General features: G+C 65.4%; 20 protein-coding genes and 1 tRNA gene. 10 read left to right on the plus strand and 11 right to left on the minus strand.

The genetic code is table 11. The annotated features are described in order from the left end of the window. Positions 1-125: 125 nt before the first annotated feature. From ACILRJ_RS06000 to ACILRJ_RS06010, 3 genes are read right to left on the minus strand one after another with little or no spacing between them, the layout of a single operon-like run. Entirely contained in the window at positions 126-3,254 is a 3,129-nt protein-coding gene (locus ACILRJ_RS06000) for an efflux RND transporter permease subunit (RefSeq protein ID WP_395681378.1), read from the minus strand. After that, complete coding sequence (locus tag ACILRJ_RS06005) at positions 3,251-6,622, minus strand: efflux RND transporter permease subunit (RefSeq protein WP_395682050.1); 3,372 nt, start codon at positions 6,620-6,622, stop codon at positions 3,251-3,253. Before ACILRJ_RS06005 ends, ACILRJ_RS06000 begins: the two co-directional genes overlap by 4 nt. A 41-nt stretch (positions 6,623-6,663) precedes the next feature. Continuing rightward, entirely contained in the window at positions 6,664-7,902 is a 1,239-nt protein-coding gene (locus ACILRJ_RS06010) for an efflux RND transporter periplasmic adaptor subunit (protein WP_395681380.1), read from the minus strand. 361 nt (positions 7,903-8,263) lie between these two features. On the opposite strand from ACILRJ_RS06010, the gene ACILRJ_RS06015 reads away from it, so the two are divergent. Both ACILRJ_RS06015 and ACILRJ_RS06020 read left to right on the plus strand, forming a co-directional pair. Next, positions 8,264-8,584 carry a c-type cytochrome gene (locus tag ACILRJ_RS06015; protein WP_395681382.1) on the plus strand — a complete coding sequence of 107 codons (321 nt, stop codon included), beginning with the start codon at positions 8,264-8,266 and terminating at the stop codon, positions 8,582-8,584. A 26-nt stretch (positions 8,585-8,610) separates the two neighbouring features. Then, the gene (locus ACILRJ_RS06020) at positions 8,611-8,961 is read left to right on the plus strand and encodes a c-type cytochrome (RefSeq protein ID WP_395681384.1); all 351 of its coding nucleotides are present in this window, start codon (positions 8,611-8,613) and stop codon (positions 8,959-8,961) included. A gap of 190 nt (positions 8,962-9,151) precedes the next feature. On the opposite strand, the gene ACILRJ_RS06025 is transcribed toward ACILRJ_RS06020, so the two are convergent. After that, positions 9,152-9,742 (minus strand): NfuA family Fe-S biogenesis protein, encoded by a 591-nt coding sequence (locus ACILRJ_RS06025; protein ID WP_395681386.1) that lies wholly within the window; start codon positions 9,740-9,742, stop codon positions 9,152-9,154. A gap of 207 nt (positions 9,743-9,949) precedes the next feature. On the opposite strand from ACILRJ_RS06025, the gene ACILRJ_RS06030 reads away from it, so the two are divergent. Then, the gene (locus ACILRJ_RS06030) at positions 9,950-10,291 is read left to right on the plus strand and encodes a 4a-hydroxytetrahydrobiopterin dehydratase (RefSeq protein ID WP_395682052.1); all 342 of its coding nucleotides are present in this window, start codon (positions 9,950-9,952) and stop codon (positions 10,289-10,291) included. 2 nt (positions 10,292-10,293) lie between these two features. Here ACILRJ_RS06030 and ACILRJ_RS06035 read toward each other — a convergent pair whose 3' ends face one another. Further along, a complete protein-coding gene (locus tag ACILRJ_RS06035) occupies positions 10,294-10,995 on the minus strand; it encodes an HAD family hydrolase (RefSeq protein WP_395682054.1) in 702 nt (233 codons plus the stop codon). Next, positions 10,995-12,410 carry a PLP-dependent aminotransferase family protein gene (locus tag ACILRJ_RS06040; protein WP_395682056.1) on the minus strand — a complete coding sequence of 472 codons (1,416 nt, stop codon included), beginning with the start codon at positions 12,408-12,410 and terminating at the stop codon, positions 10,995-10,997. Before ACILRJ_RS06040 ends, ACILRJ_RS06035 begins: the two co-directional genes overlap by 1 nt. A gap of 103 nt (positions 12,411-12,513) precedes the next feature. Between ACILRJ_RS06040 and ACILRJ_RS06045 the strand changes: the two genes are divergently transcribed. After that, positions 12,514-13,425, plus strand: a complete 912-nt coding sequence (locus tag ACILRJ_RS06045) for a DMT family transporter (protein WP_395681388.1) — start codon at positions 12,514-12,516, stop codon at positions 13,423-13,425. 24 nt (positions 13,426-13,449) lie between these two features. Here the strand turns inward: ACILRJ_RS06045 and ACILRJ_RS06050 are convergent, their stop codons facing one another. Further along, entirely contained in the window at positions 13,450-14,436 is a 987-nt protein-coding gene (locus tag ACILRJ_RS06050) for an RluA family pseudouridine synthase (protein WP_395681390.1), read from the minus strand. Positions 14,437-14,818: 382 nt separating this feature from the next. Here ACILRJ_RS06050 and ACILRJ_RS06055 point away from each other — a divergent pair, with 382 nt between their 5' ends. Continuing rightward, the gene (locus ACILRJ_RS06055; RefSeq protein WP_395682058.1) at positions 14,819-17,962 is read left to right on the plus strand and encodes an Rne/Rng family ribonuclease; all 3,144 of its coding nucleotides are present in this window, start codon (positions 14,819-14,821) and stop codon (positions 17,960-17,962) included. Positions 17,963-17,991: 29 nt separating this feature from the next. On the opposite strand, the gene ACILRJ_RS06060 is transcribed toward ACILRJ_RS06055, so the two are convergent. Continuing rightward, positions 17,992-18,648, minus strand: coding sequence for a response regulator (locus ACILRJ_RS06060; RefSeq protein ID WP_395681392.1), 657 nt, complete (start codon positions 18,646-18,648; stop codon positions 17,992-17,994). 448 nt (positions 18,649-19,096) lie between these two features. Here ACILRJ_RS06060 and ACILRJ_RS06065 point away from each other — a divergent pair. Together ACILRJ_RS06065 and ACILRJ_RS06070 are read left to right on the plus strand one after the other, a co-directional pair. Further along, positions 19,097-19,186, plus strand: a tRNA-Ser gene (locus ACILRJ_RS06065). A gap of 120 nt (positions 19,187-19,306) precedes the next feature. Next, positions 19,307-21,262 (plus strand): LTA synthase family protein, encoded by a 1,956-nt coding sequence (locus tag ACILRJ_RS06070; RefSeq protein ID WP_395681394.1) that lies wholly within the window; start codon positions 19,307-19,309, stop codon positions 21,260-21,262. A gap of 9 nt (positions 21,263-21,271) precedes the next feature. Here the strand turns inward: ACILRJ_RS06070 and ACILRJ_RS06075 are convergent, their stop codons facing one another. The 3 genes from ACILRJ_RS06075 to ACILRJ_RS06085 all read right to left on the minus strand — a co-directional run bounded on the left by ACILRJ_RS06075 (position 21,272) and on the right by ACILRJ_RS06085 (position 23,455). Further along, positions 21,272-22,228, minus strand: a complete 957-nt coding sequence (locus ACILRJ_RS06075) for a hypothetical protein (protein WP_395681396.1) — start codon at positions 22,226-22,228, stop codon at positions 21,272-21,274. 176 nt (positions 22,229-22,404) lie between these two features. Then, on the minus strand, positions 22,405-22,956 hold the full coding sequence (locus ACILRJ_RS06080) for a YybH family protein (protein WP_395681398.1): 552 nt from the start codon (positions 22,954-22,956) through the stop codon (positions 22,405-22,407). 163 nt (positions 22,957-23,119) lie between these two features. Beyond that, positions 23,120-23,455 (minus strand): hypothetical protein, encoded by a 336-nt coding sequence (locus tag ACILRJ_RS06085; protein ID WP_395681400.1) that lies wholly within the window; start codon positions 23,453-23,455, stop codon positions 23,120-23,122. Between the two features lie 163 nt (positions 23,456-23,618). On the opposite strand from ACILRJ_RS06085, the gene ACILRJ_RS06090 reads away from it, so the two are divergent. From ACILRJ_RS06090 to ACILRJ_RS06100, 3 genes are all read left to right on the plus strand, one after another. Further along, positions 23,619-24,050, plus strand: coding sequence for a hypothetical protein (locus tag ACILRJ_RS06090; protein WP_395681402.1), 432 nt, complete (start codon positions 23,619-23,621; stop codon positions 24,048-24,050). A gap of 79 nt (positions 24,051-24,129) precedes the next feature. Further along, positions 24,130-25,086: a prolyl aminopeptidase gene (pip, locus tag ACILRJ_RS06095; protein ID WP_395681404.1), complete on the plus strand. Its 957-nt coding sequence runs from the start codon at positions 24,130-24,132 to the stop codon at positions 25,084-25,086. A gap of 84 nt (positions 25,087-25,170) precedes the next feature. Continuing rightward, the gene (locus ACILRJ_RS06100; protein WP_395681406.1) at positions 25,171-25,599 is read left to right on the plus strand and encodes a GFA family protein; all 429 of its coding nucleotides are present in this window, start codon (positions 25,171-25,173) and stop codon (positions 25,597-25,599) included. The last annotated feature ends 116 nt before the right edge of the window (positions 25,600-25,715 follow it).

Below are 25,715 nucleotides of genomic sequence, written 5' to 3' on the forward strand. Positions count from 1 at the left end.
CGCACGAGCGCCTTGTGGGAGCAAGCCATGGTGCTTTCCGAAGGCTGAGGGCCGAGGGCTGAAAAGCATCGCGGCTTCCGCCGCTACCAAACATGATGTCTGCAGCAGCGCTCGCTGCGCGCGATCTACGGCAGCGCCGAGGTGCTCTCGCGCGGACGGACGATGACGCCCTTGCGCGCGTCGGCGATCACGTTGCGCATCCAGAGGCTCGCATCGTCGAGCAGCGAATAGATGCACGGCAACGCGAGCAGGGTCACGATGGTCGAGAACGTCAGCCCGCCGGCGATCGCGCGCGCCATCGGGAAGTACGGCGGCCCGTCGCTCCATGCCTCGGCGCCGCCGAGCGCGAGCGGCAGCATGCCGAGGATTGCGGTAGCCATCGTCATCAGCACCGGACGCAGTCGTTCCATCGCGCCGAGCACGAGCGCTTCGGTGCGCAGGTGGCCGTGGTGGCGCAACTGGTTGATGTGCACGATCATCACGATGCCGTTGTTCACGACCACGCCCATCAGGATCAGGATGCCGATGGCAGCCATGATCGAGAACGTCGTGCCGGTGAGCCAGAACAGCCAGAACACGCCGAAGATCGAGAACACGAAGGTGGTGAGGATCGCCAGCGGGTAGATCATCGACTCGAACATCGCGCACATCACGATGTAGACGAGGATGAGTGCGATCAGGGTGTTGAACAGCATCTGCTGACCGGCCTGGTCCTCTCGATCGAAACCCTGGCCGAAACTCCAGCGGTAGCCCGGCGGCAGCGCGACCGCGTTCATCGCCTTCGTGATCTCCTTGCGCGCATCGTCCATCGTCTGCTTCTCGGCGAGGTTCGCCGTGATCTTCAATGCAGTCAGGCGATCGACGCGCTGGATCGCCGATGCGGTCTCGTGCGAGTCAGTCCGCAGCATCGTCAGCAGCGGGACCTGCGTGCCGTCGGGCGCGCGCAACTTGAAGTCCGACAGGCCGGACAGGCTCTGCGTGTCGGCGCCCTGGAAGCGCAGCCATACGGGCAGCTGGCGGTCGTCCGCATGGAAATCCTTCAGCGGCATGCCGCGCAGGGCGATCTGGATGTAGTTGGCGACGGTCTGCGCATCGAAGCCGTATTGCTTGGCGCGGATACGGTCGACCTGGGTCGCGACCTCGCGGTCGCCATTGCCCTTCTCGGCGCGCACGTCGCGCAGGCTCGGCAGGTGCGACAGCACGGTGAGCACGTTCGGCGCGAGTTCGCGCAACTGGTCCATCGAATCACCGACCAGCGAGATGTCCACGCCGCCGCCGAGACCGCCGTCACCGTTGCCGTCGAAACCGACCTTGCCGGTCGCGAGCTTTGGCAGTCCCTTGCGGATGTCTTCCTTGATCGCCGACGCCGCGCGGTTGCTGCCGTAACCGAACAGGCCCTTGACCCACTCGACCACGCCGGGCTTCGGATCGGCGAGAATCAGGCGCGTCATCGCCTGTCCCTGCTCCGAGTACCACGAGTAGACCGAAGTGATCTCGAACTTTTCGCGGTTGTCGTTGAGGTACTTCTCGACCTTCATGATCTCGGGCTTGAGATCCTGCAGGCGATAGTTCGCGTTGAGTTCGTAGAACATGCGCATGTCGCGCGCCTCGCCGCCGCCGAAGAAGTCCATCTTCGTGTTCGTCATCGGCACGAAACTCGCGATCACCAGCCCCAGCACCGCGAGCATGGTCCAGCGCCGATGCGCGAGCGTCCACGCGACAACCCGGCCGTAGCGGTCACGCATGCGGGTAATTACGTTTTCCTGGCCGAGAAACTTCGGCGGCGGCATCTTCGACGCGAACATCGGCACCAGGCTGACCGCGACCAGCCACGAGGCAAGATGCGCGATCGACATCGCGATCGCGACCTGGGCGAGGAAGATCGAGATGTTGTTCACCTCGCCGAAGATGTTCGGCAGGAACACCACCACGCTCGACAACGTACCCGCGGCAATCGCCACGCCCACGACCTGGGTGCCCTGCACCGCGCAGTACCATGCCTTGTCGGGATATTTCTCGCGGTACTGGTAGATGCTCTCGACGACCACCACCGCATTGTCGACCAGCATTCCGACCGCGAGCAGCAGCCCCATCATCGACAGCACGTTGAGACTGATGCCGAAGAAGTACATGCAGCCGAGCGTCATCACGAAGCAGATCGGTATCGACAGCGACACCATCAACGTCGATGGCCAGTCGCGCAGGAAGAAGAACAGCACCAGCACCGACAGCAGCGTGCCTTCGAGTCCGGCCTTGCCGAGCTGCGACAGCGAGCCGGTCACGGCCTCGGCCTGGCTTTCCATCGCGTAGACCTGCATGCCCTTCAGCTCGGGCGAGGTCTGGATCCGTTTCACTTCGGTCATCACCGCGGTGCCGACGTCGACCAGGTTCGCGTTGCGCTCGCGTCGGATGTCGACGCCGATCGCCGGCTTGCCGTCGAGGCGACGCGCGAAGTCGACACGCGCCGGGCGCAGGGTCACCGTAGCAATGTCGCCGAGCTTGAGGCCCTTGGTGTCCAGCGGGACGGCGCGGATGTCGTCGAGGCTGCGCCACTGCCCCTGTGGTTGCACGCGGAAGCGCGTGCCGGCAGCACCGTCGACCTGGCCGGCCGAGATCGCGAAATTCGCGTTCGACAGCTTGTCGTACAAGTCGTTCAGATTGATGTTGTGCGCGGTCAGGCGGTCGGAGGACAGCTCGATCTGCACTTCCGGCTTGCCGATGCCGGAGATCTCCACGTTGGCGACACCGGGAATGCGTTCGAGCGGACGCTTGATCTCACGCTCGATCAATTCGTAGGCGTTGGAAAGATCGGCGCCGTTGGAGGCGATGCGCAGCTGCAACACCGGCTCATCCGACGTGGAGAACTTCTGCACGAAGTAGCGCTGCACGTCCGACGGCAGCTCGGCGCGGATCGCGTCGATCTTCTCGCGCGCCTGCACCGCCTTGATCGCGACGCTTTCGCCCCATTTGAACTCCATGAAGATCTGCGCCGCCTCCGCGTCCGAGGTCGAGTTCATGCGCTTGACGCCGGGGAGCGTCGCCAATGCCTCCTCGACCGGACGAGTGATCGTGCGCTCGATCTCGGCCGGGGTCGAACCCGGATACGGGATCTGCACGAACAGGAACGGCGCGTCGATGCTCGGAAACTTCTCGAGCGGCAGCCTGAACGCGGCGATCAGGCCGATCACCACCATCGTCACGAAGAACATGATCGCCGTGACGGGGCGCTTGAGGCTGAGCTCGGCAAGCGTCATGCGTGCTGTCCTCCGGCACCTGCCCCTTCGATCGGCAGCTCTTCGTCGGCACCCACGTGCTCGGCCTTGGCCCGATGACGCTCACCACGCGCGACGTACCACTGATCGCCGCGGCGATCGAGCAGGTCATACACGACCGGGATCACGACCAGGGTCAACAGCGTCGACACCGCGAGGCCGCCGATCACGGTCAGCGCCATCGGCGCGCGCACTTCGGCGCCTTCGCCCCAGCCGAGCGCCAGCGGCGCGAAGCCGATCAGCGTGCACAAGGTCGTCATCACGATCGGACGCAGGCGCGATTCGGCGCCTTGCGCGAGCGCCTCGCGCTTGGGCACGCCGGCCTCGCGCAACTGGTTCACGCGGTCGATCAGCACGATTGCGTTCTTCACCACGATGCCGACCAGCATGATCAGGCCGATGAAAACCACCACGGAGATCGCCGAACCGGACAGCTTGAGCGCGAGGATTGCGCCAACCGCCGCGAGCGGAATCGAGAACATGATCACGAATGGATGCAGCAGCGACTCGAACTGCGACGCCATCACCAGATAGACGAGGAAGATCGCGAGACCGAGCGCGAAAATCAGCGATTTGACCGAAGAATCGAGTTCCTCGCTCTGGCCGCCGACGCGAACCTTCACGCCCGCAGCAAGCGGATGCGTGGAAACGATGTTGTCGACTTCCTTGACCGCACTGGCGAGATCGCCGTCGCGCAGGTTCGCCGAGACGATCGCGACGCGTTCCTGGCTGACGCGATGGATTTCGCTCGGCCCTTCCGTTGCAAGGACGTCGGCGACCGCGGACAGGCGGATCGGCGTGTCGGCGCTCGACTGCGCCTGGTCGCTGAGCGTGTTGCTGCTGGCATTGGACGCGTTCCCTGCCGCGCCCGTCGTCGTTGCAGAGCCGTTCTTCGCTGCGATGTAGCCGACCACCAGATTCTTGATGTCGTCGACGCCGTTGCGGTCCGCTGCCTGGGCACGCACCAGCACGTCGATCTTGCGGTCGCGGAAATCGTAGCGCGTGGCGACTTCGCCCTTTACCTTTCGTACGAGGCGGTCGGCGATTTCGCGCGTGGTGAGGCCGAGCGCAGCGGCACGATCCTGGTCGAAGCGGACCTGGATTTCCGGATAGCCGCCTTCGACCGTCGACTTCACGTCGGCGAAGCGCGGCGACGCCTTCATCAGTTCTGCGAGGCGCTGGCCACCCTTCGCGAGCGCGTCGAGGTCGTAGCCGCGGATCTCCACTTCGAGTGGCGCGGAGAAGCTGAACAATGCCGGGCGTGAAAACTTCACGCTCGCATCGGCGCGTTGCATGCCAACCCGCAGGCGGTCGATCTCGGCCGCCTCGATCGCCTTGCTGCCGCCATTCTTGAGCGCGATCGACAGGCGCGCGATGTTCTCGCCCGACTCGGTCGGATTCGCGTCCAGGCGCGTACCGGTGCCGGCGACGCCGTAGATCGACTCCACACCGGGATCCTTCGCATGCTTGGAAGCGATTTCGTTGACGACCTTGTCGGTCTCCACAAGCGGTGTTCCGGGAGGCAACGTCACGGTCATGTCGAAGCGGCCCTGTGCCAGTTGCGGGATCAGGTCCAGGCCCAGCGACGGCACCAGCGTGAGCGTCGCGAGGAATGCCGCTGCCGCAAATCCGAGCACTCGCCACGGATGTGCAAGTGCACTCGGCAGCGAGCGATGGTAGAACGCGGCGGCACGTTCGTACGGCCAGGTGACGACACGGCCGATCAGCCGCAGGACACGACCCGTGCCGCTGCCGCCACCGCGCGAACCGCCCACGAGGACGACACCAACCGCTCGTGGCGCCGTCTGGAACACGAAATCGGCAACACCACGCCCTGCCCTCACCAGTCCACGTCCGGCACGGTTGCTCGGCAACGCCGCGCGTTCGCGTGACGGCTCGTCCTTGTACGCAAGCGGCGAACGACCCTTGAGCGAGGCAAGCATCGGGATCAGGGTCATCGCGACGACCAGCGAGATCAGCATCGCGAACGTGATCGTCAGTGCCTGGTCGCGGAACAACTGGCCGGCAACACCCTCCACGAACACCAGCGGAAAAAACACCGCGACAGTGGTCAAGGTCGATGCGGTCACCGCCATTCCGACCTCGGCGGTGCCGCGCACCGCCGCTTCGAGTATCGATACGCCCTTCTCGCGCAAGCGCGCAATGTTCTCGAGCACGACGATCGAATCGTCGACGACCATGCCGGTCGCGAGCGCAAGGCCACCGAGCGACATCACGTTCAAGGAAAGGTGCAACTGGTCCATGAAGAAGAACGTCGCGATCAGCGAGACCGGCAACGACAGCGAGATGATGAACGTGCTCCAGGCGTCGCCAAGGAAAAAGAAGATGATCAGGATCGCCAGCACGCCGCCGATCAAGGCGTCTTTCTTGACGTCGCTGAGAGCGCCTTCGATGAACACCGACTGGTCCTCGATCATGCCGAGCGAAGTCCCGGTCGGCAGCGATTCCTTCAGCTTGTCGATCTGCGCCTTGACCGCTTTCGCGACGCTGACGGTGTTCGCGTCGCCTTCCTTGTAGATCGCCAGCTCGATCGCCTCGTGGCCGTCGATGCGCACGATCCCTTCGCGCTCCTTGTATCCCTGGCGAACATCCGCGATGTCCTTCAGGCGGATCGGCACGTTGCCGTCGATCTTGACCAGCATCTCGCGCATTTCGTCGAGGGTCTTGAACTGGTTGATCGTGCGCACGAGGAAACGCTGGCTGCCCTCGTCGATGCGGCCGCCCGACGCGTTTACGTTCTCGGCCTTAAGCCGCGTATTGACGTCGTTGATGTCGATGCCGAGGCGCGCCAGCTTCTGCTGGTCGATCGACACCTCGATCTGGTCCTCCAGGCCACCACCAACCTTGACCGCGGCGACGCCGGGTACCGGTTCGAGATGCTTCTTGAGATCGTCGTCGGCGAATCGACGCAGTTGCTTCAGGCGCGCCTCGCTGGTCTCGCCGGTGGCGGTCAGGCCAAGCCGGATGATCGGATCGGTCGACGGATTGAAGCGCAGCAGCAGTGGCTTCTTCGCTTCGAGCGGCAACTGGATCGTGTCGAGCTTGTCGCGCACTTCGAGGCTGGCCATGTCCATGTCGGTGCCCCAGGTGAACTCGAGCACGACGTCGGACTGGCTGGTGCGCGACACCGAATGCACCTTGCGCACGTTCTTGACCACGCCGATCGCTTCCTCGATCGGCTGGCTGATCAGGTTCTCGATCTCGAGTGGTGCCGCGCCTTCGTAGTCGGTGCGCACGGTCAGCGTCGGGTACGACAGGTCCGGCAGCAGGTTGACCTTGAGGCTGGTGAGCCCGATGACCCCGAACAGCACCAGGGTCACCGTCATCATGCCGATCGTGACGCGCCGGCGGGTGGCCAGCTCGGGCAGGTTCACGCGTGCTTCTCCGTGGCTCCTACCGCGGCCATTGCATCCGGACTCTTGGTCGCGCTTTCGAGCACCTGTACTTCGGTGCCCTCGCGCACAGCATTGCGGCCGATCGTGATCACGCGCTCGCCGTCGGCGAGTCCGTCGCGGATCTCGATGCGATCGCCCTCGGCGTAACCGGTCTTGACCACGCGCCGCTTGGCGACGAAGCCCGGCAATGCCGGCTTGGCCGTTTCGGCCGCGATCGCTTCGCCCTTCTTGCCCTTGTTCTTGTCGTCCGCCTTGTCCTTGTCGTCCTTGGCGGGCTTCGCCGGCGCGGGCTCGATCACGTAGACCGAGTTCTCGCCGTCTTCCTCGACGATCGCATTGCGCGGCACGACGAGCGCGTCGTGACGCTGGTCGTAGGCGACTTCAATCCGTCCGAACATGCCCGGCTTGAGGGTTTGCGTGCTGTCGCGAAACTCGCACGTCACGCGGAACGTGCCGCTGGCGGCGTCGACGACCGGCGCGATGCGCGCGATCGAACCATCGAACGCCTTGCCGCTCAGTGCATCGACGTTCATGCGCACGGGCTGGCCGGCCTTGAGCGTGTCGAGATCGCGCTCCGGCACGTTGAGCACCGCCTGCAGCGGATCGAGGTCGACGATCTGGAACAGCGACTGGTTCACCTGCACGAGGTTGCCAAGCTTGATCGAGCGCTTGGCGATCACGCCGGCGATCGGCGCAACGATGCGCGTGTAGGAAAGATCCAGCTGTGCACCCTCGACGATCGCGCGCTGCGCCTCGAGGTCGTACTTGGTGCTGTCGTAGTCGGCCTTCGGCGTGATCTTCAGCGCGAAGCCCTTGTCGGCCTTGTCGTAGGAGGCCTGTGCCTTCTTCAACGTTGCCGAAGCCTGGGCGAGCTTGTTGCGCGCGGTGTCATCGTCGAGCCGCGCGAGCAGCTGGCCCTTCTGCACATGCATGCCCTCCTCCACCAGCAGTTGCAACACGATGCCGCTGGTCTTGGAGACGACCTGCGCATCGCCGACCGCCTCCAGCGTGGCGGTACCGGAATAGTTTGCGGTGATCGACTGGTGCGAGGCGGTCGCGACCTCGACCGGGACCGATGCCTGAGCGGTGGTTTCATCCTTGCCCTTGCCACCTCCGCCACAAGCCGCAAGGACTGCCAGCGAGAGGGCGAGCAAACCGGTGCGAACGGCGGCGAAACTCGGGGAAACGCGGGAATTGCGGGGCTTGGAGCGCATCGGAGGTCGCCTCGGGGGTAGCAATATAGGTGTTATACTAAACTACATCACTATTGCTGTGCAATAGTCCGAACGTCAGGGATCAGGTTCGGGCGGCGGCATGGGCCGGGTGAAGCGCGCAACAGCGCATTCGGGAGGCATGCGTATCGTGCCCGCGCACGTCCCTGCTGTCGTGAGCCGGTAGTCATGTGTGCGTGTCAGGTTCTTGATGCGCGATGCGGGAAAAACGTTGCGACCCGTACGACACCGGAATGGTTCACGGTGCCTCGCGATGTAGCGGGTGGCCTCGGTGACGCGCCCGCCGCTATACTCCGCAAGCTTGACGCCCGAGAAGTTCAACCCTAGTGCCCCGGAACGGAAAATGACCCGAGCGCCCCTGCTTGCGATTGCACTGCTGATTGCCGCCCTGCCCTGCGCCGCCGCCGAAAAAGGCGATGCCGCAGCAGGCAAGACCAAGGTTTACACCTGCGCGGGGTGCCACGGCATTCCCGGCTGGAAGAACCCCTACCCGAACTACCACGTGCCGAAGATCGGCGGGCAGAACCACGACTATCTGGTCACCGCGCTGACGGCGTACAAGACCGGCGAGCGCCTGCATCCGACCATGCGTGCGCAGGGCGAGAGCTTGTCCGAGCAGGACATCCGTGACATCGCCACCTACCTTTCCGGCCTCACGCCCTGAGCCACCTCGACCAGGACAGTCACGAGATGAATCGTTTTTTTGCATCGCTGTTGATCACTGCGCTCGCCGTAGGCGCGACGCCTGCCTTCGCCAAGGGCGACATCGAAGCCGGCAAGGCGAAGGCCGTGCCGTGCCAGGCCTGTCACGGCGCCGACGGCAATGCCGCCGACCCGCAGTACCCGCGTCTTGCCGGCCAGTACCACGACTACCTCGAACGCGCGTTGCACGAATACAAGAAGGGCGAGCGCAAGAACCCGATCATGGCGGGCTTCGCCGCGCCGCTGTCGGACGAGGACATCGCCAATCTCTCCGCGTATTTTGCCAGCCTGCCGGGCAGCAAGTTGACCGATCTGCACAACAAGGTGCAGGGCGACTGAGCAATTGTTTCGGCTTGCTGTCGCAGCAGCGGCTACAGCCGCGATGCGCTCGGGCGGCACGCGTCAACACCATCCCCACCCCACCCGACCCTCCCCCTGAAGGGAGGGCTTGCAGCGACGCGGCTGCAGCCGCTGCTGCAGCGTGAGGTTGTCGTGTGCGAGGCGGTTCCGTCGCTGATGCAAACCAACGCTATGCCTGGCGGCGGTAGTACGGAGTGCTGCCGCTGTCGTGGTCGGTCGCATCCGCCACGCCGGTCACTTCCGGCACGCGCGTCTTCAGCGTCTGCTCGACCCCGCCGCGCAGGGTCTTGTCGACCATGCCGCAGCCGTGGCAACCACCGCCGAACTGCAAGACGACCACGCCGTCGGCGGTGATCTCGCGCAGGCTCACGCGCCCGCCGTGCGAGGCGAGCTGCGGATTGATCTCGGACTCGATCACATGGCGCACGCGCTCGACCACGCTCGCATCCGCACCGGGAGCGCTGCCGCGCAACGCCGGCGCACGGATGGTCAGCTCGCCACCTGTTGCGGAACGCGCGTAGTCGACCGTCGCTCCATCCAGAAACGGCACGCTGTGCGCGTCGACGTACAGCGAAAAGCCGTCGCACTCGACTTCCCATTCACTACCATCACGATCGGACGGCTCGCTGAATTCGAGCTGGCAATCGCCCTTCGGCGTCCCGGCATTCACGGCGACGACGCGAATGCCGAGCCCCGGCAGCGCCTGCTGCTCGATGAGTTTGCGAAAATGTTCCTGCGCCGACGCCGACAACGAAATCATGGTGGTGATACTCGCGCTCTTGTTGAATCGTGCTCTGGTCGAAAACGCTCTTGTTGAAGAGTGCGGCCAAGGATGGCCGCTTCTGCTTTGCTCTCGCGGTCACGGATGAGCGCAGCTAATACAGCACCAGTTTAGTCCTGAATTGCCGCACTGTCATCCGCCATAATCGACACCTGCTCCCCGCCCCGGTTGATACCCATGCCCGTCATGTCGCTCGAACTCCTTCGCAACCAGCATTGCGTGCCGCGCAAGGGCAAGGAAGCTGCGTTGGGCGCGGCCGAAATCGACGCCGGCATGGCCGTGCTCAAGGACTGGCAAACGGGTGCACAGCGGGACGAGATCCGCAGGGAATTCCGCTTCGCGGACTATTTCCACACGATGGCGTTCGTCAACGCCGTCGCCTCGATCGCACATCGCGAGGATCACCATCCCGATCTCGAAGTCCACTACAACCGCTGCGTGGTGCGTTACTCGACGCACGATGTCGGCGGATTGTCGCTCAACGACCTCATCTGCGCGGCGAAAGTCGAGGACCTGCGCGTGGCGTGACTTCAACCGCAGCGCGCGACGGCCGGGCGGATCCCGTCGGGCGAGTCGATCGTCAGCACGCGCGGGTGACCGCTGTCCACGCCATGCTCCATTTCGTGCTCCCAGGTCACGTGGTACGGCATGTGGATGCCCCAGCCGCCGAGCTCGACCACCGGCTCGATGTCGGAACGCAGCGAATTGCCGATCATTGCAAACGCCGATGCGTCGAGCGCGAACTCCGCCAGCACCCGCGCATAGCTGCGTGGATTCTTCTCCGACACGATCTCGATGCGCTGGAACAGGTCGGCCAAGCCGCTCTGCGCGACCTTGCGTTCCTGGTGAAACAGGTCGCCCTTGGTGATCAGCACGATCCGATGCGTTCGGGCGACTTCTTCCACCGCGGCACGGATTCCCGGCAGCAATTCCACCGGGTGATCGAGGATCGCACGACCGAGCCCGACGATGCGATGGATGTCCGGCGTCGATACCTTCGCGTCGGTCAACTCGATCGCGGCTTCGATCATCGACAGGGTCATGCCCTTCGCGCCGTAACCGAACAACGCGAGGTTGCGCCGTTCTACCGCGTGCAGGCGCGTTCGTACCGGCGCATCAGCGACGTCTACGTAGCGGCCGACGATGCGCTCGAATTCGGCACCGGCATGCTGGAAGTAGCCCTCGCTGTGCCAGAGCGTGTCGTCCCCGTCGAAGCCGACCAGTTCGATCATCATGAACCTCGCAATTTCGTGGCCAGACGGCCGAGTTCACGCAGGCCTGCATCGATATCCGCGCTCCAACGCAGGCCGCAGCCAAGACGCAGGTGGTTGCGACAATCGCCTCGCGTGGAGAACAAATGGCCGGGCAAACTGCCGATGCCGCGCGCGAGCGCCGCTTCAAACAACGCCTGCCCCTCGATTCCGTCCGCAAGCTCGAGCCACAACGTCATTCCACCAGCCGGATCCGACACGCGCGTGCCATCCGGAAAATGGTGCAGGATCGCCGCACGCCAGCGCTGCGCGTTCGTCGCGAGTTCGCGCCTCAGCCGGCGCAGTGCGCGATCGAAGTCGTGCCGCGCGAGATAGTCCGCGATCGCGAGTTGCGGCAGCATCGCGGTCGCGATTGTCGAAAAACACTTCGCCCGCACGATATCCGGGGTACGTTGCGCGCCGAGTGCCCAGCCGATGCGCAAGCCCGGGGCGAGCGTCTTCGAGAACGAGCCGCAGGTGATCACGCTGCCACCCGCATCGAAGCGACGCAGCGGCGCCGGACGCTCGCCCGAATACGCGAGTTCGCCGTAGAGATCGTCCTCGATCAACACCACGCCATGCGCGGCGCAGGCAGCGACGATCGCGCGCTTGTCCGCGTCGTTGCTGCAACTGCCGACCGGGTTGTTGAAGTTCGGAACGAGCACCGCGGCGCGCACGGCATGGCGCGCGAGCAAGGTCCGCAGGCACGCGACATCGATGCCGCTGCCGGCGTGGTTGGGTACCTCTATCACGCGCAGGCCCAGCGCTGCGACGGCCTGCAGCAGGCCGTAGTAGGTCGGCGTCTCGAGCAGCACCACATCGCCGCTGCGGGTAACGCTGCGCAAGGCGAGGCTGATCGCTTCCATCGCGCCCGCGGTGATCACGACTTCGTCCGGATCGATGTCGACGCCGGCGCGCAGGTAACGCTTGGCGATCTGCACGCGCAACTCGCGGCTTCCCTGGGGCGTGCCATAGTCGAGCGCCGACTGCGGCGCGCGCCGCATCGCGCGGATCGTCGCACTCGCGATCGCCGCGCTCGGCAGCAGTTCGAGCGCGGGTGTCGCCACATGCAGCGGCAGCAGATCCTCGCGCAGGAGGACGTCCAGCACGCCGAGCAAGGCCGGATTGCGCAGCGTCTGCGGCACGCGCGATTGCAGGCGGATCGCGCGCGTCGCGGGAACCGGCGCCGTCGGCGCGCGCACGTAGTAGCCCGATCGCTCGCGCGCCTCGACCAACCCTTCGCGTTCGAGTTGCAGGTACGCCTCTACCGCGGTTGCCACACTGACGCGCTCCTGCCTGCCGAGCCCGCGCAGCGAAGGCATGCGCTCGCCAGGCCGCAGGACGCCGCGCCGGATCTGGCCGCGCAGTCGTGTCGCGAGGTTTTCGTAGAGAGGAATCGACGCCATCGAATCTGTACCTGTCCATTTCGATCATAACTGATCCTGTACTGGTTGCGGGCGCACGCCTAGCCTGTGCCTCCACTCCCCGAGAGCACCGCTCATGTCCCCCACGCCGGCGCGCGAACTTCGCACCCCGCTGCTGCAACTGCTCGTCGCCGAACTGCTGATCGGTTCGGTCGGCGTGTTCGTGCACGAGAGCGGACAGGACCCGATGACGAGCGTGTTCTTTCGCTGCGTGTTCGGAAGCCTGTTCCTGCTCGCGTGGGGCGGTGCGCGCGGCCACCTGCGTGGACTGCTGCAGGATCGCGCACTGATCCGTGCCGCGATCTTCAGCGGCGTACTGCTCGTGCTCAACTGGGTCGCGCTGTTCGCGGGAATGGCGCGCTCGTCGATCGGCGTCGCGACGATCATCTACCACTTCTTCCCGTTCGCGATGCTGATCCTCGCGGCGCTGTTCTTCGGCGAGCGCACGCATCCGGCCGACCTCGCGTGGACCGCGTTCGCGTTCGTCGGCGTCGGCCTGTCGGCCGATCCGCTGAAGTTGCTCGACGGCGCGAGTGCGAGCTATCTGCTCGGCATCGCATTGACTTTCATCGCCGCGATGCTGTGTGGCGCCTCCCTGTTGCTGTCGCGGCGGATCAGTCGCGAGCGGCCGTTCGTGGTCGTGCTGATCCAGTGCCTCACCGGTATCGTGATGCTGGCCCCGTTCGCGGATTTCACGGCGGTCGCGCACGCGGGACCGCACTGGGCCTGGCTCGCCGGGCTGGGGCTGATCCACAGCGGCATCTGCTATGTACTGTTCTACTCGTCGTACCCGCGCTTGCCCGTGACGACGATCGCGGTGATGGCGTTCATCTATCCCGTCGTCACCCTGCTGCTCGATTTCGTGCTGTACGGGCGCACGCTGCAGGGGGTGCAGTGTGCCGGTGTCGCACTGATCGTACTCGGCACGCTGGGCGTCAATCTCAAATGGCGTTGGCCGCGCCACGCACCCGCATCGTCGGCCGGCTGAATCGGGTGGCGCCGCCGAGACTGTTCAGCGAGGCGTCGACGTGCGCCGCTGCTGCAGCGTATCGATGACCGCCGCGAGTTCCGGCGGGAGCGGCGCGCTGAAGCTGTAGCTGCGCTCGCCGATCTCGAACTCGAAGCGCGCAGCGTGCAGGAACAGGCGCTTGAGACCATGCTCGCGCATCGCCTTGTTGAATGCGCGGTCGCCGTACTTTTCGTCGCCGGCGAGCGGATGGCCAAGGTGTTGCGCGTGCACGCGGATCTGGTGCGTGCGACCGGTTTCGAGCGCGACCTCGACCAGACTCGCGCCGGCATAGCGTTCGACCTCGCTGAAATGCGAGCGTGATTCCTTGCCTTCCGGATCCACGCGCACCATGCGCTCGCCGCCCTGCAGGACCGACTTGCGCAACGGGGCGTCGACCATCAGGCGCGCTTTCGGCAAATTACCCTCGATCAGGGCCATGTAGCGCTTCTCGACGCGTCCCTCGCGGATCGCCGCCTGCAACGCAGTCAGTGCCGAACGCTTGCGCGTCAACACCAGCACACCGCTGGTATCGCGGTCGAGTCGGTGCGCCAGTTCCAGCGTGTCGCGCGGGCGGGCCGCGCGCATCAGCTCGATGGCACCAAAGCTGACCCCGCTGCCTCCATGGCTGGCGACGCCGGCCGGCTTGTCGATGACGAGGAATTCGCGGTCCTCGTGGATGATTGATGCCTCGACCCGGCCGACCTGGTTGTCCGAAGGCGCCTCGGCTGGCCCGCGTTCGGCCACCCGCACCGGCGGAACCCGCACCTTGTCGCCCGCGTTCAGCCGATAGTCGGGCTTGACCCGACCCCCGTTAACGCGCACTTCCCCGGTGCGACATATCCGGTAAATCAGGCTCTTGGGCACGCCTTTGAGGCGGCCGGACAGGAAATTGTCGAGCCGCTGCCCGGCACGATCTTCCGGGACGTCCACGAGTTGCACCCGCGGAGTCGAGTCGGCGTCGCGATTTGTCGCCGAAGTCTGTGTCTTCATTGAAAAAATCTTCCGGAAACTGCTATGCTGAATGGGCGTGTCGCGCCGTGCCGGGCCCCATCCGCGGGAGTCCGGGACAGCTATGACGCCCCCGTCCATCGCGTCCTTTCGCGCCTTGCGCATTCGATCACTCCATCGGAGCGCTGCGCAGGAGCGGGAGCCCATCGTAATGGCTCGGGTCGCGGATTGCTCGCCGTCGGAATGATGGCGTGGATTCGCGGATGCGCAGCAACCCTATTGCCGGCGCGCGGAAGCGCTGGTCGGAAACTATGGAGGCGCACCTGCCGCCGTCGGCCCGCGAAACACGGGCATCGCGCAGCGCAACAACGCGCAGCGCCGACGACAGTCGAGCGCCGAGAAAGGAAATACGACAATGAAGCGCATGTTGATCAACGCGACTCAGCGGGAAGAGTTGCGCGTGGCGATCGTGGACGGACAGAACCTTTACGACCTCGACATCGAGATCCCGTCCAAGGAACAGAAGAAGGCGAACATCTACAAGGCACGCATCACGCGTGTGGAGCCGTCCCTCGAAGCCTGCTTCGTCGACTACGGCGCCGACCGCCACGGCTTCCTGCCGTTGAAGGAAATCTCCAGCGACTACTTCACGCCCGGGGCGAACCCGAACAAGGCGACGATCCGCGAGCTGCTCAAGGAAGGCCAGGAGATCGTCGTCCAGGTCGAGAAGGAAGAGCGCGGCAACAAGGGCGCGGCGCTGACCACGTTCATCAGCCTCGCCGGCCGCTACATGGTGCTGATGCCGAACAACCCGAAGGCCGGCGGCGTCTCGCGCCGGATCGAGGGTGAAGATCGCGCCAACATCAAGGAAGCGCTCGACCACCTGCAGGTCCCGGACGAGATGGGCTTGATCGTGCGCACCGCCGGCCTCGGCCGCGACGCCGAGGAATTGCAGTGGGACCTCGACTACCTGCTGCAACTGTGGAAGGCGATCTCCGATGCGGCGCAATCGCGCGCGGCACCGTTCCTGATCTACCAGGAATCCAAGCTCATCATCCGCGCGCTGCGTGACTACCTGCGCAACGACATCGGGGAGATCCTCATCGACCACGAGGAGCTGTACCAGGACGCGCGCGAGTTCGTGCAGCAGGTCATGCCCAACAACCTGCGCAAGCTGAAGCTCTATCAGGACACCACGCCGCTGTTCTCGCGCTTCCAGATCGAGACGCAGATCGAGAACGCATTCGAGCGCACGGTGCGCCTGCCCTCCGGCGGATCGATCGTGATCGACCAGACGGAAGCGCTGACCGCGATCGACATCAACTCGTCGAAGGCGACCAAGGGCAGCGACATCGAGGAAACCGCGTTCAACACGAACTGCGAAGCCGCGGTCGAGATTGCGCGCCAATTGCGCATCCGCGATGCCGGCGGCCTGATCGTTATCGACTTCATCGACATGGATTCGCCGCGCCACCAGCGCGACGTCGAAGAGAAACTCAAGGACGCGCTCAAGCTCGACCGCGCGCGCGTGCAGATCGGCCGCATCTCTCGCTTCGGCCTGCTCGAGATGTCGCGCCAGCGCCTGCGCCCGAGCCTCGGCGAAGCGACCCAGATCGTCTGCCCGCGTTGCGAAGGCCATGGCCGCATCCGCGGCGTCGAATCGCTGTCGCTGTCGGCGCTGCGCCTGGTAGAGGAACACGCGATGAAGGACAGCACCGGCCAGGTGCTGGTGCAGGCGCCGCCGAGCGTGGCGAACTTCCTGCTCAACGAGAAACGCAAACAGCTCACCGAGATCGAGGCGCGTCACGACGTCAACGTGATCGTCGTGGCCGACGACAAGCTGGAAACGCCGCATCTGGAAATCCAGCGCCTGCGTGCCGCCGACATCGGTGAAGAGTCGCGTCCGAGCTACCAGCGCACGACGCCGATCGCGCCGACGCCGTTGCCGCAGATGCTGCGTCCCAGCGAGGAGCCGGAGCAACCGGCCGTCGCGGGTGTCGTGCGTGCGGTTCCGGCCCCGGAGCGCCCCGAGCCGGCCGCTACGATCCAGTTGCCTGCAACGACGGCGGCACCGGTAGCGGCACCGGCCAGCGGTGGACTCATCGCGCGTTTCGTCGGCTGGTTCCGTGGTTCGAACACGCCCGCGCCAGCCGCACCCGCGCCTCGTGCCGCAGCGCCTGCGCGCTCGCAGCCTGCGCGTCCGGGGCAACAGCGCCCGAACGGCTCGACGCAGCAGAATCGACCGCAGCAGCAACAGCGTACGGGCAACGCTCCTTCGCAACGCGATGGTCAGCGCGACAATCAACGCGATAGCCAGCGTGACACGCGGCGCGACGGCCGCTCAGGCGGCGGCGAACAGCGCGGTGGGCAGAACCAGAAACAACAACAGCAACAGCAAGGTCGTGGCAATCGTCGCGATGAAAGGAATCGCAGCGGCGAGCAGCCCGCCGTTGGCGATGCCAAACCACAAGCGCCGCGTCAGGCATCCGACGCACGCCCGGCTACGGAACCGCGTCCGCCGGCGAGCACACCGGTCGCCAAGCCTATCGTCGACGAAACGATCCAACCGGCCCTGATCGCCGCCACGCAGGATGTGGCCGCGTCGGCTGGCACCACGCCGGAAGCCAGCAAGGCGGATTCCGATACGCCGCGCGATGAACTGCGCTCGCGTCGGCGCGGTCGCCGTGGTGGACGTCGCCGTCGCAAGGACGGTGGCGCGGAAGGCACGGGCACGCCCGATGCGCAGGGCGCCACGGACCACGACTTCGATGACGAGGAAGGCGGCGAGGAGTCGCGCAACGAAACACCCACCGCATCGCCGAAGCCGGCACCGCGGCCGGCCCCCGCGCCGACGCCGCGCGCGGAGCCTGCGCGCGCCGAAACGGTGGCCACGCCGGTCGTTGCAACGGCGGTGATCGAACCCAGGCCGACACCGACGCCTGCGCCGATGCGAACCGAAGCCCCGCTCGTTGCACCGATTCCGCCGACCTCGCCGACACCGATCGCAGTCCCGCCTGCGGCACAAGATCGCGCGACGGCGGCCGCTGCGCCGGAACGCACGCCGGCGCAAGCCGCGCCCGCTGTTTCCGCTTCGGAACCTGTACCGGTCCCGCCGCGCGTGCAAGCGCCGGCCGCGAGCAGCCCGCCAGCAGCGGCCACGCCGTTGACGCCGCCGCGTTCGGTTGCGACTGCGCCGCCGGTCAGCCCATTCTCCGAACGGGCACTGCCGCGCGAAGTCGCCGCGGCAATTGGCGCAATGCTGCACGCCCCGCAGACCCCCACGCCGGTGGCAGCGCCGAAAGTCGAGTCGCCGACGGCGCCCGCGTCGCAGCAGCCGATTGCGAAACCGGCCCCGCCTCCAGTGCCTGTTGCGTCATCCGTCCAGCCACCGTCGCCGCCGACACCGACGCGCGAAGTCTCCGCAGCGGAGCCAGCGATGCCGGATCGCGGCCAGACGCTTGATCTTCCGCTGTCGCGTCCGCCGGTGACGGAGACGCGGCCGACCGAGTCCACACCGTCTGCGCCGAAACCCGCGCCATCCGCGGACGACGAGGCAAAGCCGGACTGAAGTCGAACGGCGGCTGGCGCGAAAGCGCGTCAGCCGCCAAGCGAGCGGGTGCGGTCGTCGACCAACCCGTGCGAATGCGCCAGATGCGCAAGTTCGACCGGATTCTCGACGCCGAGTTTTTCGAACAACCGGTACTTGTAGGTTGCGACGGTTTTCGCGCTGAGCTTGAGCTTGCTCGCGATCCCCTGCATGTCCTGTCCGCGCGCGAGCATGATCGCGACATCCAGTTCGCGTGCCGACAACGTCTCGAACGGCGACTCCGTGCGTCCGTCCAGCGCGCCCAGCGCCAGCAGTTCGGCGATATCCGGGGAAAGGTAGCGCTTGCCGTCAGCGACCTGGCGAACCGCACGCACTAGCTCGTCCGCCGCGCAACCCTTGGTCAGGTAGCCGGACGCGCCGGCTTCGATCAACCGGCGCGGAAACGGCGCTTCGCTGACAACCGTCAGGATCACGATGCGCGTGGCGAGCTTGTGCTTGCGCACGCGATCGGTGAGCTCGATGCCGCTGAGGCGAGGCATGTGCACGTCGACGATGGCGACGTCGGGCGATTCGCTGCGGATCATCGCCAATCCGGTTTCGCCATCGGCGGCTTCACCCGCGATTTCGATGCCCGTCTGCTGCGCAAGGATCATGCGAAACCCGGTCCGCACGAGTTCGTGATCGTCAATCAGGACCACACGAATCATTCCGTCCCCTCCTCGTCCCCACAAGGTGGCTCCGACAATAGCGCAGTTCACGATGCTTCGTCCCGCATATAATGGACGCGGTTCTAGTGCGAACCGGGACGGTTCACTGCGACTACAGCAGCGAATCAAATACAGTGACGCGATATATCGGGGCGCTTCAGGAAAACTGGCGTCTTCCCCGCGTACGGGGGAAAGGGCGAGCAAGAGTGTTGCGCTGGATAGTCAAACCGACGGCACTGGTCGCGAATACCGGCGGCGCCGGTCGCAATGCCCACAACAGTTCGATGTACGGAGAGATGGCCGAGCGGTCCAAGGCACCGGTCTTGAGCGCGGAGGCAGGATGCCGGAGCCAACAGCGGCGCAAGCCGCTGGCCCGAAGGGCGAAGGGCAGGATGCCCTGAGTAATACCGGCGGCGCCGGTCGCGATGCACACAACGGTTCGATGTACGGAGAGATGGCCGAGCGGTTTAAGGCACCGGTCTTGAAAACCGGCGTGGTAGCGATACCACCGTGGGTTCGAATCCCACTCTCTCCGCCAATCTCGCGCTGCTGAAAGACACGCAACAGGTTCGACCCACGATACTTGCAGCGGCTCCTCCATCGACGAAAGCGATTGCGGGCCATCACCAATCGCTTGACGACGCAGGATTTGCCGACCATGCCCATTCCCGACGCCACTGCGGCCTCCCCCCTGCGCCAGCGCTATGCGCCGCTGCTATGGCTCGCTGCGACCTTCTTCAGCATCGAATCCCTCACGCGCCTGGTCCTGTTGATCAAGACCGGTGACGGCGTGCCGGCGCACATCACCAGTTGGGTGTACCTGTTCGCGGTCGGGCTTGCCTACGATTTCGTCGCGTTCGTCTACTTCGCTTGGCCCCTCGTGCTGTTCCTGTGGCTCGCGCCGAGCCGCTTCTACGCCTCGCGACCGTCGCGGGCGGTACTCGCGCTGCTCGCGTTCGCACTGCTCTACATCCTCATGTTCGTCGCGGCGGCGGAGTGGCTTTTCTGGGACGAGTTCGCGACCCGCTTCAACTTCATCGCAGTCGACTACCTCGTCTACTCGCGCGAGGTCATTGGCAACATCCGCGCGTCCTATCCGGTCGGAAAACTGCTGCTGCTGCTCGCTGCCGTGGCGGCCGCCATCGTCTACGCCACGCGCCGCGGCTGGCTGCCGCGCCCGCAGGGAGCGCGTGGGCGCACCCGTTCGCTGGTCACGCTCGCTTGGCTGGTGCTGACCGTCGGCGTCACCGCGCTGGTCGACAGTGAACAGAAGAACCGCAGCGAGAACGCGTACGTCAACGAGCTCGCCGGCAATGGCATCTACGAGTTCTTCTCCGCCTACCGCAACAACGAACTCGACTGGGATCGTTTCTACAAGACGCTGCCCGAAGCCGAAGCGTTCTCGAAAATGCGCGAGCTGCTGCAGACGCCGGAATCGCGCGCCGTCGGCACCGACGTGCACGACATCTCCCGCGAGATCGTCAACCCCGGGCCCGAGAAGCATCTCAACGTCGTGCTTGTCAGCGTGGAGAGCCTGTCGGCGGATTTCCTGACCGCGTTCGGCAACACCAAGGGCATCACCCCGAATCTCGACGCATTGGCCGACAAGAGCCTGTTCTTCACCAATCTCTATGCGAGTGGAACGCGCACCGTGCGCGGACTCGAAGCGCTTTCGCTGTCTGTCCCGCCGACTCCGGGCCAGTCGATCGTCAAGCGCCCCGACAACGAGAACCTGTTTTCACTTGGCTCGGTGTTCGGCAGCAAGGGCTACGACTCGATGTTCGTCTACGGTGGCTACGGCTACTTCGACAACATGAACTATTTCTTCGGACACAACGGCTATCGCATTGCCGACCGCACCGAGATTCCGCGCAACGAAGTGCATCACGGCAACATCTGGGGCGTTGCGGACGAGGACCTGTTCACCCTTACCCTGAAGGAAGTCGACAAGGCGGCGGCGAGCGGCAAGCCGTTCTTCGCGCATGTCATGACGACATCGAACCATCCACCATTCACCTATCCGGCCGATCGCATCGACCTTCCCTCCGGCAAGGCCGGGCGTTCGGGCGCGGTCAAGTACACCGACTGGGCGATTGGCGATTTCCTGAAGCGCGCGGCGGGCAAGCCGTGGTTCGACGACACCGTGTTCGTCATCACCGCGGACCACTGCTCGTCGAGCTGGGGACGCAGCGCTCTACCGATGCACCGTTACCACATTCCGCTGTTCATCTACTCGCCCAAGCACATCCAGCCGGCCCGCGTGGATCGCCTGATGGCGCAGATCGACATCCCGCCGACACTGCTAGGCCTGCTCAACTTCAGCTACACGAGCAGCTTCTACGGCTACGATCTGTTCAAGCTGGAACCGGGTCGCGAACGCGTCCTGCTTGGCAACTACCAGAAGGCCGGGCTCTTCCAAGGCGACACCCTGACCATCCTCGCACCGAAGCAGGGCGTGCAGCAGTTCGTTCCAAAACTCGACGACAGCGGCGATGCGACGCCGCTGCTCGAAGAGAAACCGGAACTCGTCGACGAAGCGGTCGCGTACTACCAGACGGCCGCTTATCGCTTCGGTCATGGCCTGATGCGTCACGAACCCGCCCTGCAACCATGACCTGTTGTTTCAGAGCGGCCCGAGGTTGTTGATGCACAGCATCGGTCGCGCCGCCGGGAAGAAGTAGCCGACGCCGATGCAGGCTTCCTGCGATTCCTCGTCCTCGCCGGCGTGGACGGGCGCGCCGGTCACGTTGTCGTACGTGCATCGATAAGTCATTCCGCTGCCTGAAAACGCGTAGAACGCGGGCGGATTGAAGGTCGCAATTGCAGGATGTTGCCAATTGGTCGACACGACCAGGGGCGAGGTTGCATCCTCGATCCTCGACTCGGTAGCGAAGTGGTGCGTGCGCGTCGACAGCCACCAGAACTTCGCGCCCGTCGGGGTCGCGCAGGTTTGCTGCGCAGGAAATCCGCCGGTCGGCGACGGGATCGACAAGGTCAGATTGGCGGCGAGATACGTTGCCGACTTCGTGTAGGTGACCGCAGGAGCCAGCGCATCGGCAGTCATCACGGCCGACGTGGTGAGCGCAGTGCTGCCATTGTTGCGCACATACATCTGCACGAACATCGGCTGCGACGGCATGACTTCGACCGCCAGCGGCGTGCCGCTTCCGTCGTCGGTCGGCAGCAGCAGTTCCCCTGCCGGATCATGCGCCGCGTAGACCCACGCGGCATTGCCGCCGCCCTCGCTGAAACCGCAGGGAATCGACGTGAGTGTGCCCGGCGGTTGGCGCTCGGACGGGTTCCAGCCCGTGTCGTAGGTCGCGAACAGGATGAGGTGATGCATGCCCGGCGACATGCTCGATGCCCAGCGCTTGATGCCCATGGTCGACGTGTTGGGCGCCAGGAAGTAGTAGCAATACGTCGCGGAGCTCTGCGCCGGAACCACGATGTTCGGAGTGGCCACCTCGAAACCGAGATGTGGCTCGAATCCGTTCGCGAAGACGAGGTCGCTGCCGGCGCATGCCGGCGATGCGGCCGCGACCAGCAGCGCCGCAATACTTCCTCGCACAAACGTCCCCATGGCAGCACCCCAATGCTTCGACGGTGCCGCCACTATAGGCCCGTGGCGCGCTTCGCGCGATCCGCTGCGCACGAGCCGCGGAGCAAGCTCCGCTGCATAGCAAATCCGGCCGATTCCGTGGGACCGGGCTTGCGCGGCTCAAACCGTGCGGCCCGGCCGGATCCGACGGAGGTTCCTCAAGGCGATTGAGGGCACGTCGCGGGTTGCGCAGCCGCCAGCTTCGCGATTTCCTCCGCCGTCGCGGGCTTCCACGCTGCACCGGCGCCATCGAACAGGACGCGCCACTGCCCATCGTGATCCTTGACCCAGGTCGAGGTATAGCGGCTGGTCGACCAGCGCTGCTTCGCCTTCGGATCGAAGTCCTCGAGCCATGCCGGCCCGGATGAAAGGGCGATGGCCGGATCACCGCCGATCGAGACAAAGCCGGGATGCCAATGCAGGGCGAAGGTCTTGCCCTCGATGATCTCTTTCCATCGTTCGACCACGGCGGCCCGGCCACGTTGCGGTGCTGCCGTGCCGGCGGCAAACACCGCGCCTTCGTGCACGTAGCCGGCGAAGGCCGCCGCGTCGTGCGCTTGCACGCTGCGTGAAAAACCGGCCTCGCGGTTCCAAACCTCGCATTCCGCTGCGGTCATGCCCGCCTTCGGCTCCGTTGCCTTCGGCGCATCGGCTGCGGCTGCGGTCGCGCAGACCATGGCCAGCGCGATCGCCATCGTCGTCTTGCCCATCTTCGTCATTCCTCACAAGGGACCGCGCGTGTGCCACGACACGGGCTGCGCCGGGTGGCGAGCAGGACGATGCTTCGTGAATGCACGCGCCCAGACAAGTCCGTTGCGACGGAATGCACCGGTAACGCGCCAACCCGCGGTACTCATGGGCCGCGCGCGGCCATCACCCGGCGACGCCGTCCTCGCAACCGAGAACGCCGGCGAGTTCGAGCCAGTGGCGGCCGTTGACGATGCGATACCCATGCAGCATGCCGCGGTCAGCCGCCTTCTGCATCGCGCTGAGCGCCGTGAACGCGGCGTGTGCCGCCTCCCGCCCACCCGGACTGAAGTCGATCCGCACGTCGAACCACGAGCGACCGCTCGGCGCGTGCGAGTTCGGCGATATGCGGCAACGCGATTGCCCGCTGGCGAGAACCTGCTCCAGCTCCATCGAAGCGTCGATCAGCTCGATCGTCGCGATGTGGCGCCAGTCGTCGTGCAGTTTCAGAACCGTGGTCATGAATCGCAACCTTCGGAACCCGAATCCGCTCACGATACGGCATTGCCGCCGGGCCAGCATGTGGCGACCCCCAAGGAAGCGTGACGCCGGTCACGCGCCTGCGCGCGGGCAGATCTTCCGGCGCGAAATGCCGACGAGCGGCGGAATGGTCTACGCTTGCGCAATGAATACCGGATCGACGAATGGCGCGGCATCGCTGCTGCGTGCGGTGGGGACCCTGCATATCAAGCTGGTGCTCGATGCGCTGCGTGACCTCGTGTTGAGCCCGCTCTCGCTCGCCGCGACGCTGGTAGACCTGCTCCTGTTGAAACGGCAGCCACCGCGATACCTGCGGGCCGTGCTGCGCTTGGGTGCGCGCAGCGATCGCTGGATCGACGTCTGGTCCGGCGGCGAGGAAGAACACGTGCCATCGCGCGAGAGCGTGGATGCCCTGCTCTCCCGCGTCGAGGAGGTCGTGCGCGACCCGCAAACCGGTGCGCGACGTGCGCGCGTACTGAAGCGCTGGGCCGAACGACAGCTCGCGCGCGCGGTCCGTTCGACCACCATGACGGCCGCCGCAGGGGCCAAGCGCGACTCGACCGGTCGCGACGCATAGCGAGCGGCCAAGCCCGCACGCACTGCCCGTTCGAGCCGCATCACCGCTATGCTCGCGTGCATTTCCGCGGAGCCGTTCCATGCGCGAGCTTTATCCCGAAATCGAGCCGGATCGCACCCAGCGCGTCGCCGTCGACGCACTGCACGAACTGCACGTCGAGGAATGCGGCAATCCGGACGGCCTGCCCGTCGTGTTCCTGCATGGCGGCCCGGGCGCCGGAGTTTCTCCCTACCATCGGCGCTTTTTCGATCCGGCGCGCTACCGCATCGTGCTGTTCGACCAGCGCGGCGCGGGCAAATCGACGCCGCGCGGCGAGCTGCGCGACAACACGACCGCGCATCTCGTGCACGATATCGAGACGATCCGCGCGCGCCTCGGCATCGAGCGCTGGCTCGTGTTCGGTGGCTCGTGGGGTTCCACGCTCGCGCTCGCGTACGCGCAGGCCCATCCGACGCGTGCGCTCGGCCTCGTGCTGCGCGGAATCTTCCTCGGCCGGCCGTGCGAAGTACGCTGGTTCAGCGAACTCGACGGTGGCGCACGCTGGATCTTCCCGGAGCGCTGGTCGCGCTACCTCACGCATATTCCCGCAGACGAACACGCCGACTTGGTCGAAGCCTACTGGCGACGACTCGAAAGCAAAGACGAATCGGTCCGCGTCGCGGCCGCGCTCGCGTGGGACGATTGGGAAGGCGGCAGCACCACCCTGCTCCACGACCCGCACGCTGCCGGCTCCGAAGGGCCGGACAGCGCGCTCGTGCATGCGCGCACCGAAGCCCACTACTTCCGCCACGCCTGTTTCCTCGAACCGGACCAGTTGCTGCGCGACGTGGAGCGCATCCGCCACATACCTGCCACGATCGTGCAGGGCCGCTACGACATCATCTGTCCGCCGCGCAGCGCCGTCGATCTCGCGAAGGCGTGGCCGGAAGCCGCGCTCGACATCGTGCTCGCGGGCCACAGCGCGGCCGACCCGGCCATCGTCGACGCGCTCGTGCGCGCGACCGATGCCATGGCAGATCGCTTCGCGCCAAGGTAATGCCCGACCGGGCGTCGTCGCGCTTGTCCAAATCGTGCGTCGAATGGCGTTCTTGAGGTAACACCACTGCACGAGGAAATCACCATGACCGACAAACATACGGGCACGTGCTTCTGCGGCGCCGTGCGCATCGAAGTCAACGGCTCGCCCGAAGCGATGGGCTACTGCCATTGCGCCTCGTGCCGCTCCTGGTCCGCCGGCCCGGTGAATGCATTCACGTTGTGGAAACCGGAAAACGTCAAGGTCACCGGCGGCAGCGAATTCCTTGGCCACTTCATGAAGACGCCAACCAGCAACCGTGCGTTCTGCACGCGCTGCGGCGGCCATGTCATGACCGAGCATCCGACCTTCGGCCTCACCGATGTCTACGCGGCGACGATCCCGGATGTCCCCTTCAGCCCCGGCGTGCACGTGCATTACGCAGAGACCGTGCTGCCCATCAAGGATGGACTGCCCAAACTGCGCGACTTTCCGGTCGAGCTCGGCGGCTCCGGTATTGCCATCGAGGAATAGCAGGATCCGCGGCGATCCCGCGCGCATGCCGTCCGTTCCTGCGCGAAGCCGGCTGATGCTTCTCCCGCATACCGCGGCATGCGACGATGGCGATGCCCGTCTCTCCAGACAACCGG

The organism is Dokdonella sp., assembly GCF_044227025.1.
Lineage (GTDB): Bacteria > Pseudomonadota > Gammaproteobacteria > Xanthomonadales > Rhodanobacteraceae > Dokdonella_A.

Excerpts from the sequence above, each read along its gene's own strand:
- ACILRJ_RS06000 (WP_395681378.1), bottom strand. The coding sequence starts at position 3,254 with ATGACGCTTGCCGAGCTCAGCCTCAAGCGCCCCGTCACGGCGATCATG.
- ACILRJ_RS06005 (WP_395682050.1), bottom strand. The coding sequence starts at position 6,622 with ATGATGACGGTGACCCTGGTGCTGTTCGGGGTCATCGGGCTCACCAGC.
- ACILRJ_RS06010 (WP_395681380.1), bottom strand. The coding sequence starts at position 7,902 with ATGCGCTCCAAGCCCCGCAATTCCCGCGTTTCCCCGAGTTTCGCCGCC.
- ACILRJ_RS06015 (WP_395681382.1), top strand. The coding sequence starts at position 8,264 with ATGACCCGAGCGCCCCTGCTTGCGATTGCACTGCTGATTGCCGCCCTG.
- ACILRJ_RS06020 (WP_395681384.1), top strand. The coding sequence starts at position 8,611 with ATGAATCGTTTTTTTGCATCGCTGTTGATCACTGCGCTCGCCGTAGGC.
- ACILRJ_RS06025 (WP_395681386.1), bottom strand. The coding sequence starts at position 9,742 with ATGATTTCGTTGTCGGCGTCGGCGCAGGAACATTTTCGCAAACTCATC.
- ACILRJ_RS06030 (WP_395682052.1), top strand. The coding sequence starts at position 9,950 with ATGTCGCTCGAACTCCTTCGCAACCAGCATTGCGTGCCGCGCAAGGGC.
- ACILRJ_RS06035 (WP_395682054.1), bottom strand. The coding sequence starts at position 10,995 with ATGATCGAACTGGTCGGCTTCGACGGGGACGACACGCTCTGGCACAGC.
- ACILRJ_RS06045 (WP_395681388.1), top strand. The coding sequence starts at position 12,514 with ATGTCCCCCACGCCGGCGCGCGAACTTCGCACCCCGCTGCTGCAACTG.
- ACILRJ_RS06050 (WP_395681390.1), bottom strand. The coding sequence starts at position 14,436 with ATGAAGACACAGACTTCGGCGACAAATCGCGACGCCGACTCGACTCCG.
- ACILRJ_RS06055 (WP_395682058.1), top strand. The coding sequence starts at position 14,819 with ATGTTGATCAACGCGACTCAGCGGGAAGAGTTGCGCGTGGCGATCGTG.
- ACILRJ_RS06060 (WP_395681392.1), bottom strand. The coding sequence starts at position 18,648 with ATGATTCGTGTGGTCCTGATTGACGATCACGAACTCGTGCGGACCGGG.
- ACILRJ_RS06070 (WP_395681394.1), top strand. The coding sequence starts at position 19,307 with ATGCCCATTCCCGACGCCACTGCGGCCTCCCCCCTGCGCCAGCGCTAT.
- ACILRJ_RS06075 (WP_395681396.1), bottom strand. The coding sequence starts at position 22,228 with ATGGGGACGTTTGTGCGAGGAAGTATTGCGGCGCTGCTGGTCGCGGCC.
- ACILRJ_RS06080 (WP_395681398.1), bottom strand. The coding sequence starts at position 22,956 with ATGGGCAAGACGACGATGGCGATCGCGCTGGCCATGGTCTGCGCGACC.
- ACILRJ_RS06085 (WP_395681400.1), bottom strand. The coding sequence starts at position 23,455 with ATGACCACGGTTCTGAAACTGCACGACGACTGGCGCCACATCGCGACG.
- ACILRJ_RS06090 (WP_395681402.1), top strand. The coding sequence starts at position 23,619 with ATGAATACCGGATCGACGAATGGCGCGGCATCGCTGCTGCGTGCGGTG.
- pip (WP_395681404.1), top strand. The coding sequence starts at position 24,130 with ATGCGCGAGCTTTATCCCGAAATCGAGCCGGATCGCACCCAGCGCGTC.
- ACILRJ_RS06100 (WP_395681406.1), top strand. The coding sequence starts at position 25,171 with ATGACCGACAAACATACGGGCACGTGCTTCTGCGGCGCCGTGCGCATC.